The following is a 17,538-nucleotide window of genomic DNA, read 5'->3' as shown; positions in this document are numbered from 1 at the left end:
GCAGAGAACGGGCGCGGCCGGCTTCATTTTGCCGATGCCGCGCCCGCGGAATTCAGATCTTCGTCAGCCAGTGCGCGTACTTCGCGCTCTTGCCGTTCACGATATCGAAGAAGCCCGATTGCAGCTTCTCCGTGATCGGGCCGCGCGTGCCGGAGCCGATCGTACGGTTGTCGAGTTCGCGGATGGGCGTGACTTCCGCGGCCGTGCCCGTGAAGAAGGCTTCGTCGGCCGTATAGACTTCGTCGCGAGTGATGCGCTTTTCGATCACTTCGATGCCTGCGTCCTTCGCCAGCGTGATCACGGTGTCGCGCGTGATGCCGTCGAGGCACGACGACAGGTCGGGCGTATACAGCTTGCCGTTGTTCACGAGGAAGAAGTTCTCGCCCGAGCCTTCCGACACGTAGCCGTCCACGTCGAGCAGCAGCGCTTCGTCGTAGCCGTCGGCCGTGGCTTCCTGGTTCGCGAGGATCGAGTTGACGTACCAGCCCGACGCCTTCGCGCGGACCATCGACACGTTCACGTGGTGGCGCGTGAACGACGACGTCTTCACGCGGATGCCCTTCCTGATGCCGTCTTCGCCGAGATACGCGCCCCACGGCCATGCGGCGATCGCGACGTGGATGGTGTTGCCCTTCGCCGACACGCCCAGCTTTTCCGAACCGACCCAGATGATCGGGCGCAGGTAGCACGACTCCAGCTTGTTCTCGCGGACGACTTCGCGCTGCGCGGCGGCGAGCGTTTCGTGGTCGAACGGGACATCCATCTGGAAGATCTTGGCCGAGTTCAGGAGACGCTTGGTGTGCTCGTTCAGGCGGAAGATCGACGTGCCGCCGTCGGCCGTCTTGTAGGCTCGCACGCCTTCGAAGACGCCCATGCCGTAGTGCAGCGTATGGGTGAGGACGTGGATCTTGGCGTCGCGCCAATCGATGAGCTTGCCATCCATCCAGATCTTGCCGTCGCGGTCGGCCATTGACATACGGTTCTCCAGGCAGTTCGGGTCGCGGGTTCGCGGGTTGTTCGGATTGTTCGAATCGTGACGTGTGATCGTGACGTCGCTTCGCGACGTTCGACCGTGGCGTCGGATTCGGGTAATCGGGGCGTGGCGCGACGACGACAGATACAGGCGCGCCATGCGGCGAAAAGCGATATTTTAGCGTCTTTTGCACAAGCAACGGGCATTCGCGGGCACCCCGGACGCTATAATCCGGCGGTTGCTGAATACAAAACCGCGTGCGCCAGCGGCTGCTTCACGATCTGGCGCTGACCTCCTGCCATCGTGGCGTTCATCGCGCCGCGCCGCATCTGTCTCATGCTCGCTCGCTTGTCCGAACTCGACCGCCGTGCCTTCCGTGATGGCGCGCGCGCCTATTCGCCGACGCTGATGGCGATCTTCTCCTGGGGTCTTGTGACGGGCATCGCGATGAGCAAGTCGGTGATGACCGTGCCGCAGTCGCTCGCGATGTCGCTGCTGGTCTACGCGGGCTCGTCGCAACTGGCCGTGCTGCCGCTGATGCTCGCCAAGCTGCCCATCTGGACGATCCTGTTGACGGCCGCGATGGTGAACACGCGCTTCGTGATCTTCAGCGTCGGGCTCGCGCCTCACTTTTCCTATCTGCCGCTGTACCGGCGCCTGCTGGTCGGTTATTTCAACGGCGACGTCATCTATCTGCTGTTCCAGAAGAAGGGCTTCCAGCACGGTTACGTGCCCGGGAAGGAAGCATATTTCTGGGGCATGGCCATCGCGAGCTGGCTGTCGTGGCAGGTGTCGTCGATCATCGGTATCCTGCTCGCGAGCCTGTTTCCGGATAACTGGGGCCTTTCGCTCGCGGGCACGCTCGCGCTGATCCCCGTGATGGTGTCGGCGATTTCCTCGCGCTCGACGCTGGCGGCCGTGAGCGTCGCGGGCATCGTCGCGCTGATCGCGTTCGATCTGCCGTATCGTCTCGCGCTGCCGCTCGCCGTCGTGACGGCCATCGTCGCGGGCACGGCCGCCGACGCGCTCGTCGAGCGCGCCGACCTGCGCCGCATCCGCAACAGAACGAGAAGCCCGGGAGACGCGCAATGAGCACCCTGCAAATCTGGCTCGCGATCATCGGCATGACGTTTGTCACAGCGGTGACACGCGCGCTGTTTCTGATCGGGGGTGAACGCACGGTGCTGCCGGAGCGCGCGCAACGGATGCTGCGTTACGCACCCGCGGCGGCGCTTGCGGCCGTGGTCGTGCCGGATGTGATGGTGACGGACAGCGGCGTGTCGCTGGCGCTGTCGAACCACGAGTTGTACGGCACGCTCGCGGGCCTCGCGTGGTTCCTGTGGCGGCGCACGATGCTCGGTACGATTGTCGTCGGGATGCTGGTGTTCACGGCGCTGCGGCTGATCTTCTGACGCCGCTTGCCGGCGGGCCTGCGGATGTTGCGCTGCAATATCGCGCAACGCCCGCTACCGCCGGCAAATACCGGGATTCGCTCGGATCGGCTTAGATCGGTCTGTCGATCGGTTAAAATAGCCGTCTCCCGGAACATGCGCGAAGCCGCCGGCACCGATCGCGAGGGGCCGTTCGCGCAGCGTCCGCACCGCCTTCCAATCAACTCGCATACGAATCATGAACAAGGTATTGCGTCTCTCCGATCTGATCGCCGAAGGCAAGCTATCCGGCAAACGCGTCTTCATCCGCGCCGACCTGAACGTGCCTCAGGACGACGCGGGCAACATCACCGAAGACACCCGCATCCGCGCTTCCGTGCCCGCCATCAAGTCCGCGCTGGACGCGGGTGCGGCCGTCATGGTCACGTCGCACCTGGGCCGCCCGACGGAAGGCGACTTCAAGCCTGAAGATTCCCTCGCGCCCGTCGCGAAGCGACTCGCCGAACTGCTCGGCCGTGACGTACCGCTCGTGCAGAACTGGGTCGAGAACGGCGTGAACGTCGCGCCGGGCCAGGTCGTGCTGCTCGAAAACTGCCGCGTGAACAAGGGCGAAAAGAAGGATTCCGACGAGCTCGCGCAAAAAATGGCGAAGCTCTGCGACGTGTACGTGAACGATGCGTTCGGCACGGCGCACCGCGCGGAAGCGACCACGCACGGCATCGCGAAGTACGCGAGCGTCGCCTGCGCGGGTCCGCTGCTCGCGGCTGAACTGGAAGCGCTCGGCAAGGCGCTCGGCGCGCCGAAGCGTCCGCTCGTGGCGATCGTCGCGGGCTCGAAGGTGTCGACCAAGCTGACCATCCTGAAGTCGCTCGCCGACAAGGTCGATCAGCTGATCGTCGGCGGCGGCATCGCCAACACGTTCATGCTCGCTGCGGGCCTGAAGATCGGCAAGTCGCTGGTCGAAGCCGATCTCGTTGACGAAGCGAAGGCGATCATCGAAGCAGCGAAGGCGCGTGGCGCATCGGTGCCGATCCCGTCGGACGTGGTCACCGCGAAGGAATTCGCGGCGACGGCGCAAGCCACTGTCAAGCAGGTCGCCGACATCGAAGACGACGACATGATCCTCGACATCGGACCGGAAACGGCGAAGGCGCTGGCCGGGCAGCTCGAAAAGGCAGGCACGGTCGTGTGGAACGGCCCGGTCGGCGTGTTCGAGTTCGACCAGTTCGGCAACGGCACGAAGACGCTTGCTGAAGCCATCGCGAAGTCGTCGGCTTACTCGATCGCAGGCGGCGGCGACACGCTCGCGGCCATCGCAAAGTACGGCATCCACGACAAGGTCAGCTATATCTCGACGGGCGGCGGCGCCTTCCTCGAGTTCCTCGAGGGCAAGAAGCTGCCCGCAGTCGCAGTGCTGGAATCGCGGGCCTGATAATGGCGACGCGCTCCCCCAACAAGCCTCAGAAGACGCGCAACGCGTCGCGCACGGCAGCGACAGGGGAGCGCGCAGCGCGCTCCGCACAGGCGCTGCAATCCGGGGCCGCAGCTCAGGCGGCCTCGCAAATTTCCGGCAACGCGCCCGTGGCACAGACCGCAGCCCTTGCCGAAGAGCAGCAGAATTCCGAACTGGCCGTCATGGATAGCGCGCCTCACGCAGAGGGCGCGGCAGAACCGGCCGATTCAACCGCAACGGTGTCTCTCGCCTCGCACACCGAAGCCGACCCATCCTTGCCTGCAGCCGGGTCCACCCGGCCGCAGACATCGACGATCGCAGCAGCTCCCCACGATTCGACGCCGGGCCTTCAAGGTTCGAAGGGAACGAACGGCGCACCACCCCATGCAGCACCTGTCGTTGCGCAGCCTCCGCATCCGACTCCCAACGTTCATCCCAGCGATCCCATCCAGACGAGGAGACTCATGCATCGCGCCACCAAGATTGTCGCAACCATCGGACCCGCTTCCAGCACACAGGACATCCTGCTGCAGATGATTCAGGCGGGCGCCGACGTGGTGCGTCTCAACTTCTCGCACGGCACCGCCGACGACCATCGTCAACGCGCGGAGTTCGTACGTGAAGCGGCCCGGCAGGCAGGCCGCGAGGTCGGCATCATGGCCGATCTGCAAGGCCCGAAAATCCGTGTCGGCAAGTTCGAAAACGGCAAGACCACGCTGATCGCCGGCAACACCTTCATCCTCGACGCCGACTGCGAGCTCGGCAACGACGACCGCGTCGGTCTCGACTACAAGGATCTGCCGCGCGACCTGCGAGCGGGCGACACGCTGCTCCTGAACGACGGCCTGATCGTGCTGACGGTTGCCCGCGTGATCGGCAGCGAGATCCATACCGTGGTGAAGATCGGCGGCGACCTGTCGAACAACAAGGGCATCAACCGCCAGGGCGGCGGCCTGACGGCGCCGGCGCTGACCGCGAAGGACATGGAAGATATCCGCACGGCGATGTCGCTGGGCGCGGACTACGTCGCCGTGTCGTTCCCGAAGAACGCAACCGACATGGAAATGGCGCGCCAGCTCGCGAACATCGCGGGCGCGCCTTACGGCATCAAGCCGAAGATGATCGCGAAGATCGAGCGCGCCGAAGCGATTCCGGCGCTGCAAGGCATTCTCGAAGCATCGGACGGCATCATGGTCGCGCGCGGCGACCTCGCCGTGGAAGTCGGCAACGCGGCTGTGCCCGCGCTGCAAAAGCGCATGATCAAGATGGCGCGCGACATGAACAAGTTCGTGATCACGGCCACGCAGATGATGGAATCGATGATCCACGCGCCGGTGCCGACCCGCGCGGAAGTGTCGGACGTCGCGAACGCGGTGCTGGACGGCACGGACGCGGTGATGCTGTCGGCGGAATCGGCGGCGGGCAAGTACCCGGTGCAGACCATCGAAACGATGGCTGCCATCTGCGTCGAAGCCGAGAAGTCCGAGCATGTCGAACTGGACAAGGATTTCCTCGACCGCACGTTCACCCGCATCGACCAGTCGATCGCGATGGGCGCGCTGTTCACCGCGTATCACCTGGGCGCAAAGGCGATCGTCGCGTTGACTGAGTCGGGCTCGACGGCGCTGTGGATGTCGCGTCACTGGACCCACGTGCCCATCTTCGCGCTGACGCCCCGCACGGGCAGCGAGCGCGCGATGGCGATCTACCGCAACGTGACGTCGCTGCATCTGGATACCAGCAGCGATCGCGACATCGCGCTCGCGCAGGCGCTCGAAGTGGTGGTGGGCAAGGGCTATGCGGCGCGCGGCGACATGGTCGTGCTGACTGTCGGCGAGCCGATGGGCCAGGCAGGCGGCACGAACACGCTGAAGATCGTTCGCGTCGGCGAGCCGGTCTGACGCGAGCAGGTTGAGCCAGCCATCACCGCCGCGAGAGCGGGTGATAGCAAGCCGTTACGTTGAGGAAGAACGGCCAGCCGAACGGCACGCGTGAAGCAGTAAGCCGTGTCCCTGAAAGAGAGGCGGCGCACACAGTTTGGGAGCGTGCGCGCGGGACACGGTCTGCTTCACGATAAAATTGCACGAAATTGCATAAATAGATGCCGTCGGCACAGATTTCGTTTCAATCTATGGAGTAAATCAATGCCTCTCGTATCAATGCGTCAACTGCTGGACCATGCCGCCGAAAACGGTTATGGCCTTCCGGCATTCAACGTGAACAACCTGGAGCAGGTGCAGGCCATCATGGCGGCAGCGGATCAGGTCAATGCGCCTGTGATCATGCAGGCTTCGGCAGGCGCGCGTAAGTACGCGGGCGAGCCGTTCCTGCGCCATCTGATCGAAGCGGCCATCGAGTCGTATCCGCACATTCCCGTCGTGATGCACCAGGACCACGGCCAGTCGCCGGCAGTCTGCATGGCCGCGATCCGCAGCGGCTTCACGAGCGTGATGATGGACGGTTCGCTCGAAGCCGACGGCAAGACGGTGGCGTCGTACGAGTACAACGTCGATGTGTCGCGCAAGGTGGTTGAAGCGGCGCATTCGATCGGCGTGACGGTTGAAGCGGAACTGGGCGTGCTCGGTTCGCTGGAAACGATGAAGGGCGACAAGGAAGACGGCCACGGCGCGGAAGGCACGATGACGCGCGAGCAGCTGCTGACCGACGTCGAGCAGGCAGCGGACTTCGTGAAGCTCACGCAGTGCGACGCACTCGCCATTGCAATCGGCACGTCGCACGGCGCGTACAAGTTCTCGAAGAAGCCGACGGGCGATATCCTGTCGATCCAGCGCATTCGCGAGATTCACGAGCGCATTCCGAATACGCACCTGGTGATGCACGGTTCGTCGTCGGTGCCGCAGGAACTGCTGGCGGAGATCCGCGAATTCGGCGGCGACATGAAGGAAACCTACGGCGTGCCCGTCGAGGAAATCCAGATCGGCATCAAGCATGGCGTGCGCAAGATCAACATCGACACCGATCTGCGTCTGGCCATCACGGGCGCGATCCGCCGCTATCTGGCGGAGAATCCGTCGAAGTTCGATCCGCGCGACTACCTGAAGCCGGCTCGCGAAGCCGCGAAGAAGGTCTGCGTGGACCGTTACCTGGCGTTCGGTTGCGAAGGCCAGGCGTCGACGATCAAGCCGATCTCGCTGGACAAGATCGCTGAGAAGTACAAGGCGGGCGAACTCGCGCAGGTCGTTCGCTAAGCAGTCGATGCGCACGCGCCTGGCCATCCGGTCAGGTTGTCGTCAGATCGCCGTTCCCGCATGATCCGGGGAACGGCGTTTCCCTTTTGTTCCGGGCCGTTTTTCAGCCCCATTTTTGCGAATCACGACGATGTCTACCCTCTACGAATCCACGCTCCGCTCGCTGCCGCTGCTCGGCCGCGGCAAGGTCCGCGACAACTACGCGGTGGGCAACGACCAGTTGCTGATCGTCACGACGGACCGTCTGTCCGCCTTCGACGTCATCATGGGCGAGCCGATTCCGGACAAGGGTCGCGTGCTGAACCAGATGGCGAACTTCTGGTTCGACAAGCTCAAGCACGTCGTGCCGAATCATTTGACGGGCGTCGCGCCCGAAACGGTCGTCGCGCCGGACGAAGTCGAGCAGGTGAAGGGACGCGGGGTGGTCGTGAAGCGCCTCGAGCCGATTCTCGTCGAAGCCGTGGTGCGCGGTTATCTGGCCGGCAGCGGCTGGAAGGACTATCAGGCAACGGGCGCCGTGTGCGGTGTGCAACTGCCCGAAGGCCTGCAGAATGCGCAGAAGCTGCCCGAGCCGATCTTCACGCCGGCAGCCAAGGCCGAGATGGGCCACCACGACGAAAACATCACGTATGAAGAGATGGAGCGCCGCATCGGCACCGAACTGTCGGCGACGATCCGCGACATCTCCATCCGTCTGTACAAGGAAGCGGCAGACTATGCGGCGACCCGCGGCATCATCATCGCCGACACGAAGTTCGAATTCGGTCTGGACGAGCACGGCAAGCTGTATCTGATGGACGAAGCGCTGACGGCAGACTCGTCGCGCTTCTGGCCGGCGGATCAGTACCAGGTCGGCACCAACCCGCCGTCGTTCGACAAGCAGTTCGTGCGCGACTGGCTCGAAACCCAGCCGTGGAAGAAAGAGCCGCCCGCGCCGAAGCTGCCCGACGAAGTCGTCACGAAGACGGCCGAAAAGTATCAGGAAGCGCTCGAACGCCTCACGGGACAGAAGCTCGACTGAGCGCCACGCATACGGAAAGACAACATGAGTGAAGCACACACGCACAGCGCGCCCGTCGTCGGCGTGCTGATGGGTTCCAGCTCCGACTGGGAAGTGATGAAGAACGCGGTCGCGATCCTGCAGGAATTCGGCGTGCCGTACGAAGCGAAGGTCGTGTCCGCGCACCGCATGCCGGACGAGATGTTCGCCTATGCTGAAAGCGCGCGCGAGCGCGGCATCCGCGCGATCATCGCGGGCGCGGGCGGCGCGGCGCATCTGCCGGGCATGCTCGCCGCGAAGACGACGGTGCCCGTGCTGGGCGTGCCCGTCGCGAGCAAGTATCTGAAGGGCGTCGATTCGTTGCATTCGATCGTGCAGATGCCGAAGGGCGTGCCCGTCGCGACGTTCGCGATCGGCGAAGCAGGCGCGGCGAATGCGGCGCTGTTCGCCGTGTCGTTGCTGTCCGGCACATCGCCGGAATATGCGGAGAAGCTCGCTGCGTTCCGCGTGCGCCAGAACCAGGCGGCTCACGCGATGACGCTGCCGCCGCTGTAACGCGCAGCGGTGCCGCTTCGCCGTTCGATGTCTCACCCGGCCGACTCTCACGTCGGCCGCGACCGACCACCAAGATGAATCCAGACAACACTCCGGTTTCACCGATTATGCCCGGCGCATGGCTCGGCATGGTTGGTGGCGGCCAGCTCGGCCGCATGTTCTGCTTTGCCGCGCAGGCGATGGGCTATCGCGTTGCCGTGCTCGATCCGGACGAAACCAGTCCGGCGGGCGCTGTCGCCGATCGCCATCTGCGTGCCGCCTACGACGATGAAGCGGCCCTCACCGAACTTGCGCGCCTGTGCGCGGCGGTGTCGACCGAGTTCGAAAACGTCCCGTCCGCGAGCCTCGATTTCCTCGCGCGCACGACGTTCGTCAGTCCCGCGGGGCGCTGCGTCGCCGTCGCGCAAGACCGCATTGCGGAGAAGCGCTTCATCGCTTCGTCGGGCGTGCCGGTTGCGCCGCATGTCGTGATCGAATCGCCGGATTCGCTGGCTGAGCTGAATGACGCCGCGCTCGAAGCCGTGCTGCCCGGCATTCTGAAGACGGCGCGCATGGGCTACGACGGCAAGGGCCAGGTGCGCGTGGGCAACGCCGCCGAAGCGCGCGCAGCGTATGCGTCGCTAGGTGGCGTCGCGTGCGTGCTCGAAAAGCGTCTGCCGCTGAAGTTCGAAGTGTCGGCGCTGATCGCGCGCGGTGCGATGGGTTGCTCGGCTGTCTATCCGCTTGCGCAGAACACACATCGCAATGGCGTGCTGTCGCACACCATCGTGCCCGCGCCTGACGCGAACGCGACGCTCGTCGAGCAGGCGCAGCAGGCCGCGCTGCAGATCGCGGACAAGCTCGGTTATGTCGGCGTGCTGTGCGTGGAGTTCTTCATTCTCGAAGACGGCACGCTGGTCGCGAACGAAATGGCGCCGCGTCCGCACAACTCCGGCCACTACACGGTCGACGCCTGTGCGACGAGCCAGTTCGAACAGCAGGTGCGCGCGATGACGGGCATGCCGCTCGGCGACACGCGCCAGCATTCGCCTGCCGTGATGCTGAACATCCTCGGCGACGTGTGGTTCCCGGCCAACGCGAAGGGCGACAGACCAACGGCCGCCGTCACGCCACCGTGGCACGAAGTCGCCGCGATGCCGGAAGCGCGTCTGCATCTGTATGGCAAGGAAGAAGCGCGGCCCGGTCGCAAGATGGGTCACGTGAACTTCACGGCCGCGACGCTCGAGCATGCGCGTTCTGCGGCGCGCGATTGTGCGCGTCTGCTGCATATCCCGACGAACTGAGCACGAGCCCCGATGCCGGATCAAACGAAACCTGCTGTCGTGGCGTCGAGCGTCGGCGCCGACGAAATCGCGCACGCAGCAGCGCTGCTCGATGCAGGACAACTCGTCGCGTTTCCTACAGAGACCGTGTATGGACTAGGCGGCGACGCCGAAAGTCCTGATGCAGTCGCGCGCATTTATGCCGCGAAGGGCAGGCCGGCGAATCATCCGGTGATCGTCCATCTGGCGCCGGGCGGCGACCCGAACTACTGGGTCGCGCAGTTGCCGTCCGATGCGCAGCGCCTGATTGACGCGTTCTGGCCGGGTCCGCTTACGTTGATTCTTAAACGTGCCGCGCATATTCCGGCAGCAGTGAGCGGTGGTCAGGATTCCGTCGGATTGCGTTGCCCGTCGCATCCTGTCGCGCAGTCACTGCTCGCGGCATTCAGCGCGTTGCGCAATGGCCATGGCGGCGTGGCGGCGCCGTCGGCGAATCGCTTCGGTCACGTCAGCCCGACCACGGCACAACATGTGCGCGACGAGTTCGGCGATGCGATTCACGTGCTCGACGGCGGATCCTCCGACGTGGGCATCGAGTCGACCATCGTCGATCTGTCGCGTGGTTTTCCTGCGTTGCTGCGGCCGGGCCATGTCACGCCGCAAGACATCGCCGACGTGCTCGGCGAAATGCCGCGTTTGCCCGATGGTTCGGATGCGAGCGCGCCGCGTGCATCTGGCACGCTGAAAGCGCACTATGCGCCGCGCACGCCGCTCGCTTTGTTGCCGTTCGACGTGCTAGAGCCACTGCTGACCGCGCGCGCTCCCGGTGAGCGCGTGGCGCTGGTCGCGCGTGCGTCGCGTGCCGGGCGGTGGGCGGAAGCAGAGGGCGTGCATTTCGTCGCCGCGCCGGAAGATCCGCATCTGTATGCGCGCGATCTCTATGGTTTGCTGCGCGCGCTGGATCGGGCGAACGTGTCGCGCATTCTGATCGAGAAGCTCCCCGATACCATCGAATGGATCGCCGTCAATGACAGGCTGGGGCGTGCAGCGGCGGCGTTCGAGGCGAACGAAGCCTGACACGATCGTAGAAGCCGACACCTGAAAAACAAAAAGCCCGACTCGCGAGAGCCGGGCTTTTTAACATCGGAATACACCGGAACAAGCCGGGCAGAGCGCTTACTTGCCCAGACCCGACGCCGCGATCTTGCCTTCGACGAGTGTCGCGAATGCAGCGTGCGCATGCGTTGTCGGGTGGATCGTGTCGGCGAACACATACGACTGGTCCGCGCCTGCGACCGTCAGCGTATTCGGCGAGCAGAACAGCGACGATGCGAATTGCTGGCCATACTGCGCCGCCGTCATGCCGCCCGTCAGCACGGAAGGGTTCGCGGTCGCGTAAGCCGTTGCATTCGTGGCCATCTGCGTGATGTTGCAGGCCGTGCCCGTCGTGTTGCTGAAGCCTTGCGCCGCCGGATTGGCGAGCAGCGGCGTGAGCCAGTCGCTGGTCGACACGTAGACCACCTTGCTCGTCAGGCCGCCGGCCGCCAGCGCCTTCTGCAGCACGCCGTTATACGTCGCGACGATGCCCGAGATCAGCGTCGGAATCTGCGTCGAGCCGAGCTGCGTTGCGAGGCTCGTGGCGAGCGGTGTCTTGCCGATATCGGGCACATCCATCACGACCACATGGGTCGCGCCGCTTGCGAGGACCGTGCCGATCTGCGTCGCGAGCGTCTGCGCCATCGGCCCGACCGTGCTCGCAGCAACGGACTGGACGACGAGGGGCGCCTGGGTCGGGTCGGTCAGTTGCGCGACCTGCGTCTGGATCGACGTCAGCATCGCGGACAGGTTCTGCAGGATGTCGTTGGCGCCGCCGTTGATCAGCACGAGCTGATTCGAATTGAAGCTGCCGTGATCGGTCAGATACTGCTGGACCTGCTTGGTGACCGGCCACGTCGTTGCCGCCATGCTGTTCGGCGCGTAGCCGTTGCCGTCGGTGCGCGATACGTCGGAGCCGCCCTGCGCGTAGCCCATGCCGCCGTTTGCGACGAGCGCTTTGCCGAAGCCTCCCACGTACGCCGGCGTCAGCGTGTCGCCGTAGTATTCGGCGATCTTCTGCGTCCACACTTCGCCGGGGTTCGTCGTGAAGCGACCGCCGCCGAAGCTCGCCGTGATCACAGGCGAGTACGTGCCGACGTCCGACAGGCTGTCCCCGAACGACACCACCTGCAGCTTGACCCCGCCCGCCGGCGTGCTGCTCGCGCTGCTATTGTTGTTGCTGCTTCCGCCGCCCCCGCAAGCGACGAGCGTCGCGAATGCCGCGCATGCGACGGCGATCCGCGCCGCGCGCACGAAATGCACGACGCCAGTATTGTTTGATGCTTGCATCATAAAGTCCTTATCTCCTCGTATGTACTGGCTTCGAGCGATGTGTCTCGTGCGCCATTCCTTGCAGGTCGCGCCCGTCGAGTGGATCGGGCGGCAGCCTGCAACACCTTCCCTGCTTGCTTCTTTTTTGCTGCCTGTTTTTGTTTTTTGACTGCGTCGCGCCGTTCAAATGGCTGCGTTGTTGTTGTGTTCGCCGCGCTCCACAGCCTCATGCGTATCGCGAGCGCCGCTCAGGCTCGCGTGATACTGCACGGCCCATGCAGGCGGCGCGAACAGGGCGCTGAACCGGTTGCGCCAGCCGCGCACGCGCACGACGTCCTGTGCCATCGACACCCACTCATGAAACGTCGCCTTCAGCGGGTTATAGGTGTGCAGCGGCTCGACGATCCCGTACACAGGCGGCTCGACAGGATCCTCGGCGACATAGCTGCCGAACAGCCTGTCCCAGATCACCAGCACGCCCGCATAGTTGCGGTCGATATAACGGTCGTTGCGCGCGTGATGCACGCGATGGATCGACGGCGTGTTCAGCACGTATTCGAGCCAGCCGAGTTTGCCGACCGACTGCGTATGCACGAAGAATTGAAACGCCAGATTGATCAGCACGATGCCGACGATCTGCTTCGGTGGAAAGCCGAGAAACGCCAGCGGAATCCAGAACAGCCACATGCCCGCGACGGGATACATGAGGCTCTGGCGAAACGCCGTCGAGAAGTTCATGCGCTCCGACGAGTGATGCACGACATGCGCGGCCCACAGCCAGCGCACGCGATGGCTGCAGCGGTGAAACGCGTAATAGAGCAGATCCTGCGCGACGAACAGCACGACGAACGATAGCCATCCCGCACGCCAGTCGAACAGGCGGTAGTGCGTGTAGCAATACGCATAGACGGGAATCACGAACAGCCATGCGAGCTTGTCGGCGCACTGGTGCATCAGCGCGAGCGCGGTGTTGCACGCGGTGTCGCGCCAGCTGTACCTATGCGCTTCGGGATGTGTGCGCCGCGCGTGCCACGCTTCCCAGCCAATGCACGCAAGAAAGATGGGCGCCATGCCGAGCAGAAGCAATTCGGCATCGAATTGCATTGACGTCTCCCTCCGAGGGTCCCTGCGGCTTCCTCGAGGGAAGCCGGCATTGTCTTTATTGTTTGAATGCGGCGCTGTTCTACCGATGGCGCCTGTTGCTCGCGCCACCATGCATGTTTGTCTGCGCCTGGTTCGATACTGCCCGACAGCGTACAACGCGAAGCGGCGCACGGCGCACCGCTTCAATAGAAGGAATCCTCAGTGGGCGCCGCGGCGCTGAGGGTTTTTCCGGATTTTGCGGTGGGGCTCTTGCGCGGCATCGGAGGCTTCCGCGTTGGCCGTGCTCGCGAGCAATGTGGAAGGACCTTGATAGACCCATTCGAGCAGTTCGTCGTGTGCGGCGCGCGCGGCCTCCGCATGCGGATCGTTGATCAGACTCACGACGACATAGCTCTGCCCATCGGCGGATGCGACATAGCCTGCGATTGCGCGCACGTCGCGCAGCGTGCCCGTCTTGATGTGCGCGTTGCCGTTGACGGGCTTCGCGGTCAGCCGGTTGCGCATCGTGCCGTCCACGCCGACGACGGGCAGCGAATCGACGAACACCTGCGCAACGGGGCTCGCGTTCGCGCTTTGCAACAGATCGGCGAGCGCGAGCGCGGTGATGTGCTCGTCGCGCGACAGGCCCGAGCCGTTGTCGAGGCTCAGGTATTCCATCGGCATCGCGCTGCGATGCAGGAACGATTCGATCGCCTCCGCCGACTTCGCAGGCGTCGCGGGCGGCCGGTTCATCACGGCGCCGATCGTCAGGAACAGGTTGCGCGCCATCGTGTTGTTGCTGAACTTGTTGATGTCGTGAACGATGTCCGACAGCATCGGCCCCTGATGCGTGGCGACGAGTTTTGCGTCGATGGGCACGGGTCCTTCGCGCGTCGTGCCGTTGAAGGTGCCGCCTGTCTGCTGCCACAGCGCAAGGAAGCCGCCCGCGAAGAACGCCGTGTGATCGAGCACGGCTACGTTGACGGTGCGCTCGCCGCAGCGCAGCGGATAGTCGCCGATGAACGATGCATTGACCACGCCGTTCGCGGCGGGCGTGACGGCGGGCGTGACGAGTTCGCCGCGGCACGGGCCGCGCGTCGCGTGCAGTTCGTTGTCGATCTGCAGTTGCGCGAGGGCAGGCAGCACGTCGATCTGAACCTTGCCGTCGTCGGACGGCGACATGGTGAACGACAGCGACTTGAACGCGTACAGCAGCGGATCGGGACCGACGTTGTACGGCGCGTTGGCGTCGTCGTCGAAGGCGGGCAGATCGCGTGTCGACGGATCGAAGAAGCGCTTGTCGAGCACGAGCGCGCCGTCGATGCCCGTGATGCCCGCCTTGTGAATCTTCTGGACGAGATCGATCAGCTCTTCCGGCACCAGCTTCGGATCGCCCGTGCCCTGGATGTAAAGATTGCCGTGCAGCACGCCGTTGCCGTCGATGTTGCCTTGCGCATAGGCCGTCGTCTTCCAGCGGTAGTCCGGGCCGAGTATCGACAGGCCGGAATAGGTGGTGACGAGCTTCATCGTCGACGCGGGCATCATCGGCTTGCCGGCGTTGAGCGCGAGCACGGGTGTGCGGTCGCCGACCTTTTCGACCACCACGCTGATGGACGACAGCGGCACGTGCGCGCGCTGCAGGCCTGCCATCACGGCGGGTGGCAACACGGTGCTGACGCTGACGGCGGGTTGTTGCGCTTTCTTGCGCGCTTCGGCGGGTGCGGCGACCGCGAGCGCCGCGCACGCGAACAGCACGGCGGCAGCGCGCGAAGCGGCGAGAGGACTCGGTGTGGGCGTCGCGAAACGGCGTCCGAGCGAGCGGGCATACGACGAAGCAAGTGAAACGAAGGCGAGCGGCATGTACGGAGAAATCGGCGAAATTGCGGCGCGTCGTCGGACGGCGTTGCCGCGCACAGTCACGGCAGCCCGATACGGTCTGCGCGGAAAGGCAATTGCAAGCGCAAGGCGAGGCGGGCAATGTCCAGCGACGAGGCCGGCCGCGCCGTGCAAAAGCGCTCATTGTAGAGAGTTGCGATGACGTCGCGAAAAAAATGATGGCGTGTGTTTCGTGTGCGTCACGTGTAACGCGGTTTCACATTCGGCCGATATGCAGCCGGCATCCATGAAAGATCGAACGAGGGCTCGGGCGCTAGAATGCTGGCATCGAAAACACATGGCCGGGACGGATGAATAGCGATGCGCATACTTCTCGTTGAAGACGACCGGATGATCGCCGAAGGCGTGCGCAAGGCGCTACGCGGCGAAGGCTTCGCGGTCGACTGGGTGCAGGACGGCGAGTCCGCGTTGAACGCGGTCGAGGGCCAGCCGTACGATCTGGTGCTGCTCGATCTCGGCCTGCCGAAGCGCGACGGTCTCGACGTGCTGCGCACGCTGCGCACGCGCGGTCATCAGTTGCCCGTGCTGATCGTCACCGCGCGCGACGCCGTCGCGGATCGCGTCAAGGGGCTCGACGCGGGCGCCGACGATTACCTCGTCAAGCCGTTCGATCTCGACGAGCTCGGCGCGCGGATGCGCGCGCTGATCCGCCGCCAGTCGGGACGGAGCGACTCGACCATTCGCCACGGCAATCTCACGCTCGATCCGGCGTCGCATCAGGTGACGCTCGACGGCGCGCCCGTCGCGCTGTCCGCGCGCGAGTTCGCGCTGCTCGCCGCATTGCTCGCGCGGCCGGGCGCGGTGCTGTCGAAGAGCCAGCTCGAAGAAAAGATGTACGGCTGGGGCGAGGAGATCGGCAGCAATACCGTCGAAGTCTATATTCACGCGCTGCGCAAGAAGCTCGGCGCGGAATTGATCCGCAACGTGCGCGGTCTTGGTTACATGATCGCGAAGGAAGCCTGACACGATGCGTTCGATTCGCCGTCAACTGCTTTTCTGGCTGCTCGCCATCGTGTTGCTCGGCGTCGGCATCGCGGGCTGGCTGATCTACCGCCAGGCGCTCGCCGAAGCCAACGAACTGTTCGATTACCAGTTGCAGGAAATCGCCGCCGCGCTGCCCGCCGAGCCGTTTTCGCAGGTGCTCAGCTCGCGCGATACGGGCGACGAAGGCATCGTGCTGCAAATCTGGAATCGCAACGGCGTGCTGATGTATTACTCACATCCGCGCGCGCCGCTCGCGCCGCGCGCCGAACTGGGCTTTTCGACGGAGCGCACGGAGCGCGGCGACTGGCGCGTGTATGGCGCGATCGTCGGCGACAACGTCGTACAGCTGGCGCAGCCGCTGTCGGTGCGCAACCGGCTCGCCGCGAACGTCGCGCTGCGTACGCTGTGGCCGCTGATCGTGCTGCTGCCGCTGCTGGGCGTGGCCGTGTGGGGCGTGGTCGGACGCGGGCTCGCGCCGCTGCGGCGCGTGACGGGCGCGCTCGACACGCGTCATCCCGAAGCGCTCGATCCGTTGCCCGACTCGCGTCTGCCCCTTGAAGTGCAGCCGCTCGTGCGGGCGTTGAACGGCCTGCTCGAACGGCTTGCCGTCGCGCTCGATACGCAAAAGGCCTTTGTCGCCGACGCCGCGCACGAACTGCGCACGCCGCTTGCAGCCGTGCAGATCCAGTCGCAACTGGTGGCGCGCGCGCACGACGAAGCCGAGCGCAGCGAAGCGCTGCGCGATCTGCAGGCGGGCGTCACGCGCGCGACGCGTCTCGCCGAGCAGCTGCTCGCGCTCGCGCGTTCCGAACCGGACGGACACGCGGCCACGGGCACAGTCGACCTCAACGCGCTCGTGCACGATTGCGTGACCGCGTATCTGCCGCTCGCGCAGAAGCGCGGCGTCGATCTCGGCATCGAGGCGAGCGAGCCCGCGAGCGTCGCGGGCGACATGGAAGCGCTGCGCGTGATGCTCAACAACCTGATCGACAACGCAACCAAATACACGCCGGAAGGCGGGCGCGTCGACGTTTGCCTGCGCGTCGACAACGGCCGACCCGTCGTGGAGATCGGCGACAGTGGTCCCGGCATTCCGCCTGACGAGCGCACTCGCGTGTTCGACCGTTTCTACCGCGTTGGCGCCGGGGCGAACCGCGCTCGCACCGACGTGTCGGGCAGCGGCCTCGGCCTTGCGATCGTGCGCCGCATCGCGCTCCAGCATCACGCGAACGTCACGCTCGACGACTCCGCCTCGGGCGGTTTGCTGGTCAGCGTGCGCTTCTGAATCTCCCTTCCAGCAAGGCTTTCATCGCGGTTGCGTTGTTTAAGACTGATTTAAGAGATGCCACGTACTCTTCGATTCAT

At 64.8% G+C, this 17,538-nt stretch carries 15 protein-coding genes; 11 read left to right on the top strand and 4 right to left on the bottom strand.

Annotation, left to right across the window (positions count from 1 at the left end; genetic code table 11):
* Positions 1 to 52: 52 nt before the first annotated feature.
* On the bottom strand, positions 53 to 976 hold the full coding sequence (locus tag G3N95_RS14165) for a branched-chain amino acid transaminase (RefSeq protein ID WP_205970676.1): 924 nt from the start codon (positions 974 to 976) through the stop codon (positions 53 to 55).
* Between the two features lie 333 nt (positions 977 to 1,309).
* Between G3N95_RS14165 and G3N95_RS14160 the strand changes: the two genes are divergently transcribed.
* The 9 genes from G3N95_RS14160 to G3N95_RS14120 all read left to right on the top strand — a co-directional run bounded on the left by G3N95_RS14160 (position 1,310) and on the right by G3N95_RS14120 (position 10,920).
* A complete protein-coding gene (locus G3N95_RS14160; RefSeq protein ID WP_205970674.1) occupies positions 1,310 to 2,065 on the top strand; it encodes an AzlC family ABC transporter permease in 756 nt (251 codons plus the stop codon).
* Complete coding sequence (locus G3N95_RS14155) at positions 2,062 to 2,385, top strand: AzlD domain-containing protein (RefSeq protein ID WP_205970673.1); 324 nt, start codon at positions 2,062 to 2,064, stop codon at positions 2,383 to 2,385. Before G3N95_RS14160 ends, G3N95_RS14155 begins: the two co-directional genes overlap by 4 nt.
* A gap of 217 nt (positions 2,386 to 2,602) precedes the next feature.
* Positions 2,603 to 3,796 carry a phosphoglycerate kinase gene (locus G3N95_RS14150; RefSeq protein ID WP_205970672.1) on the top strand — a complete coding sequence of 398 codons (1,194 nt, stop codon included), beginning with the start codon at positions 2,603 to 2,605 and terminating at the stop codon, positions 3,794 to 3,796.
* 485 nt (positions 3,797 to 4,281) lie between these two features.
* Positions 4,282 to 5,718 carry a pyruvate kinase gene (gene pyk, locus G3N95_RS14145; protein WP_205970670.1) on the top strand — a complete coding sequence of 479 codons (1,437 nt, stop codon included), beginning with the start codon at positions 4,282 to 4,284 and terminating at the stop codon, positions 5,716 to 5,718.
* Positions 5,719 to 5,961: 243 nt separating this feature from the next.
* Positions 5,962 to 7,026 (top strand): class II fructose-bisphosphate aldolase, encoded by a 1,065-nt coding sequence (fba, locus tag G3N95_RS14140; protein ID WP_205970668.1) that lies wholly within the window; start codon positions 5,962 to 5,964, stop codon positions 7,024 to 7,026.
* Positions 7,027 to 7,156: 130 nt separating this feature from the next.
* Positions 7,157 to 8,047 (top strand): phosphoribosylaminoimidazolesuccinocarboxamide synthase, encoded by an 891-nt coding sequence (locus G3N95_RS14135; protein ID WP_205970667.1) that lies wholly within the window; start codon positions 7,157 to 7,159, stop codon positions 8,045 to 8,047.
* 24 nt (positions 8,048 to 8,071) lie between these two features.
* Positions 8,072 to 8,581: a 5-(carboxyamino)imidazole ribonucleotide mutase gene (purE, locus tag G3N95_RS14130; RefSeq protein WP_205970665.1), complete on the top strand. Its 510-nt coding sequence runs from the start codon at positions 8,072 to 8,074 to the stop codon at positions 8,579 to 8,581.
* A gap of 74 nt (positions 8,582 to 8,655) precedes the next feature.
* Positions 8,656 to 9,864, top strand: coding sequence for a 5-(carboxyamino)imidazole ribonucleotide synthase (locus G3N95_RS14125; RefSeq protein ID WP_205970664.1), 1,209 nt, complete (start codon positions 8,656 to 8,658; stop codon positions 9,862 to 9,864).
* Between the two features lie 12 nt (positions 9,865 to 9,876).
* Positions 9,877 to 10,920, top strand: a complete 1,044-nt coding sequence (locus tag G3N95_RS14120; protein ID WP_205970662.1) for an L-threonylcarbamoyladenylate synthase — start codon at positions 9,877 to 9,879, stop codon at positions 10,918 to 10,920.
* A 99-nt stretch (positions 10,921 to 11,019) separates the two neighbouring features.
* On the opposite strand, the gene G3N95_RS14115 is transcribed toward G3N95_RS14120, so the two are convergent.
* The 3 genes from G3N95_RS14115 to dacB form a co-directional block, all read right to left on the bottom strand.
* Positions 11,020 to 12,231: an SGNH/GDSL hydrolase family protein gene (locus G3N95_RS14115; protein WP_205970661.1), complete on the bottom strand. Its 1,212-nt coding sequence runs from the start codon at positions 12,229 to 12,231 to the stop codon at positions 11,020 to 11,022.
* Positions 12,232 to 12,393: 162 nt separating this feature from the next.
* On the bottom strand, positions 12,394 to 13,314 hold the full coding sequence (locus tag G3N95_RS14110; protein ID WP_205970659.1) for a sterol desaturase family protein: 921 nt from the start codon (positions 13,312 to 13,314) through the stop codon (positions 12,394 to 12,396).
* 198 nt (positions 13,315 to 13,512) lie between these two features.
* Positions 13,513 to 15,153 carry a D-alanyl-D-alanine carboxypeptidase/D-alanyl-D-alanine-endopeptidase gene (gene dacB / locus G3N95_RS14105; RefSeq protein WP_205970657.1) on the bottom strand — a complete coding sequence of 547 codons (1,641 nt, stop codon included), beginning with the start codon at positions 15,151 to 15,153 and terminating at the stop codon, positions 13,513 to 13,515.
* A gap of 336 nt (positions 15,154 to 15,489) precedes the next feature.
* Here dacB and G3N95_RS14100 point away from each other — a divergent pair, with 336 nt between their 5' ends.
* Positions 15,490 to 16,152, top strand: a complete 663-nt coding sequence (locus G3N95_RS14100; RefSeq protein ID WP_205970655.1) for a response regulator — start codon at positions 15,490 to 15,492, stop codon at positions 16,150 to 16,152.
* Between the two features lie 4 nt (positions 16,153 to 16,156).
* Entirely contained in the window at positions 16,157 to 17,458 is a 1,302-nt protein-coding gene (locus G3N95_RS14095; protein WP_205970653.1) for an ATP-binding protein, read from the top strand.
* The last annotated feature ends 80 nt before the right edge of the window (positions 17,459 to 17,538 follow it).

Origin of the sequence: Paraburkholderia sp. Tr-20389, assembly GCF_017104565.1 — a bacterium.
In the GTDB taxonomy this organism is placed as follows: domain Bacteria; phylum Pseudomonadota; class Gammaproteobacteria; order Burkholderiales; family Burkholderiaceae; genus Paraburkholderia.
Note: the sequence above shows the minus strand (reverse complement) of the source record. Positions and strands in the feature narration are given on the sequence as shown.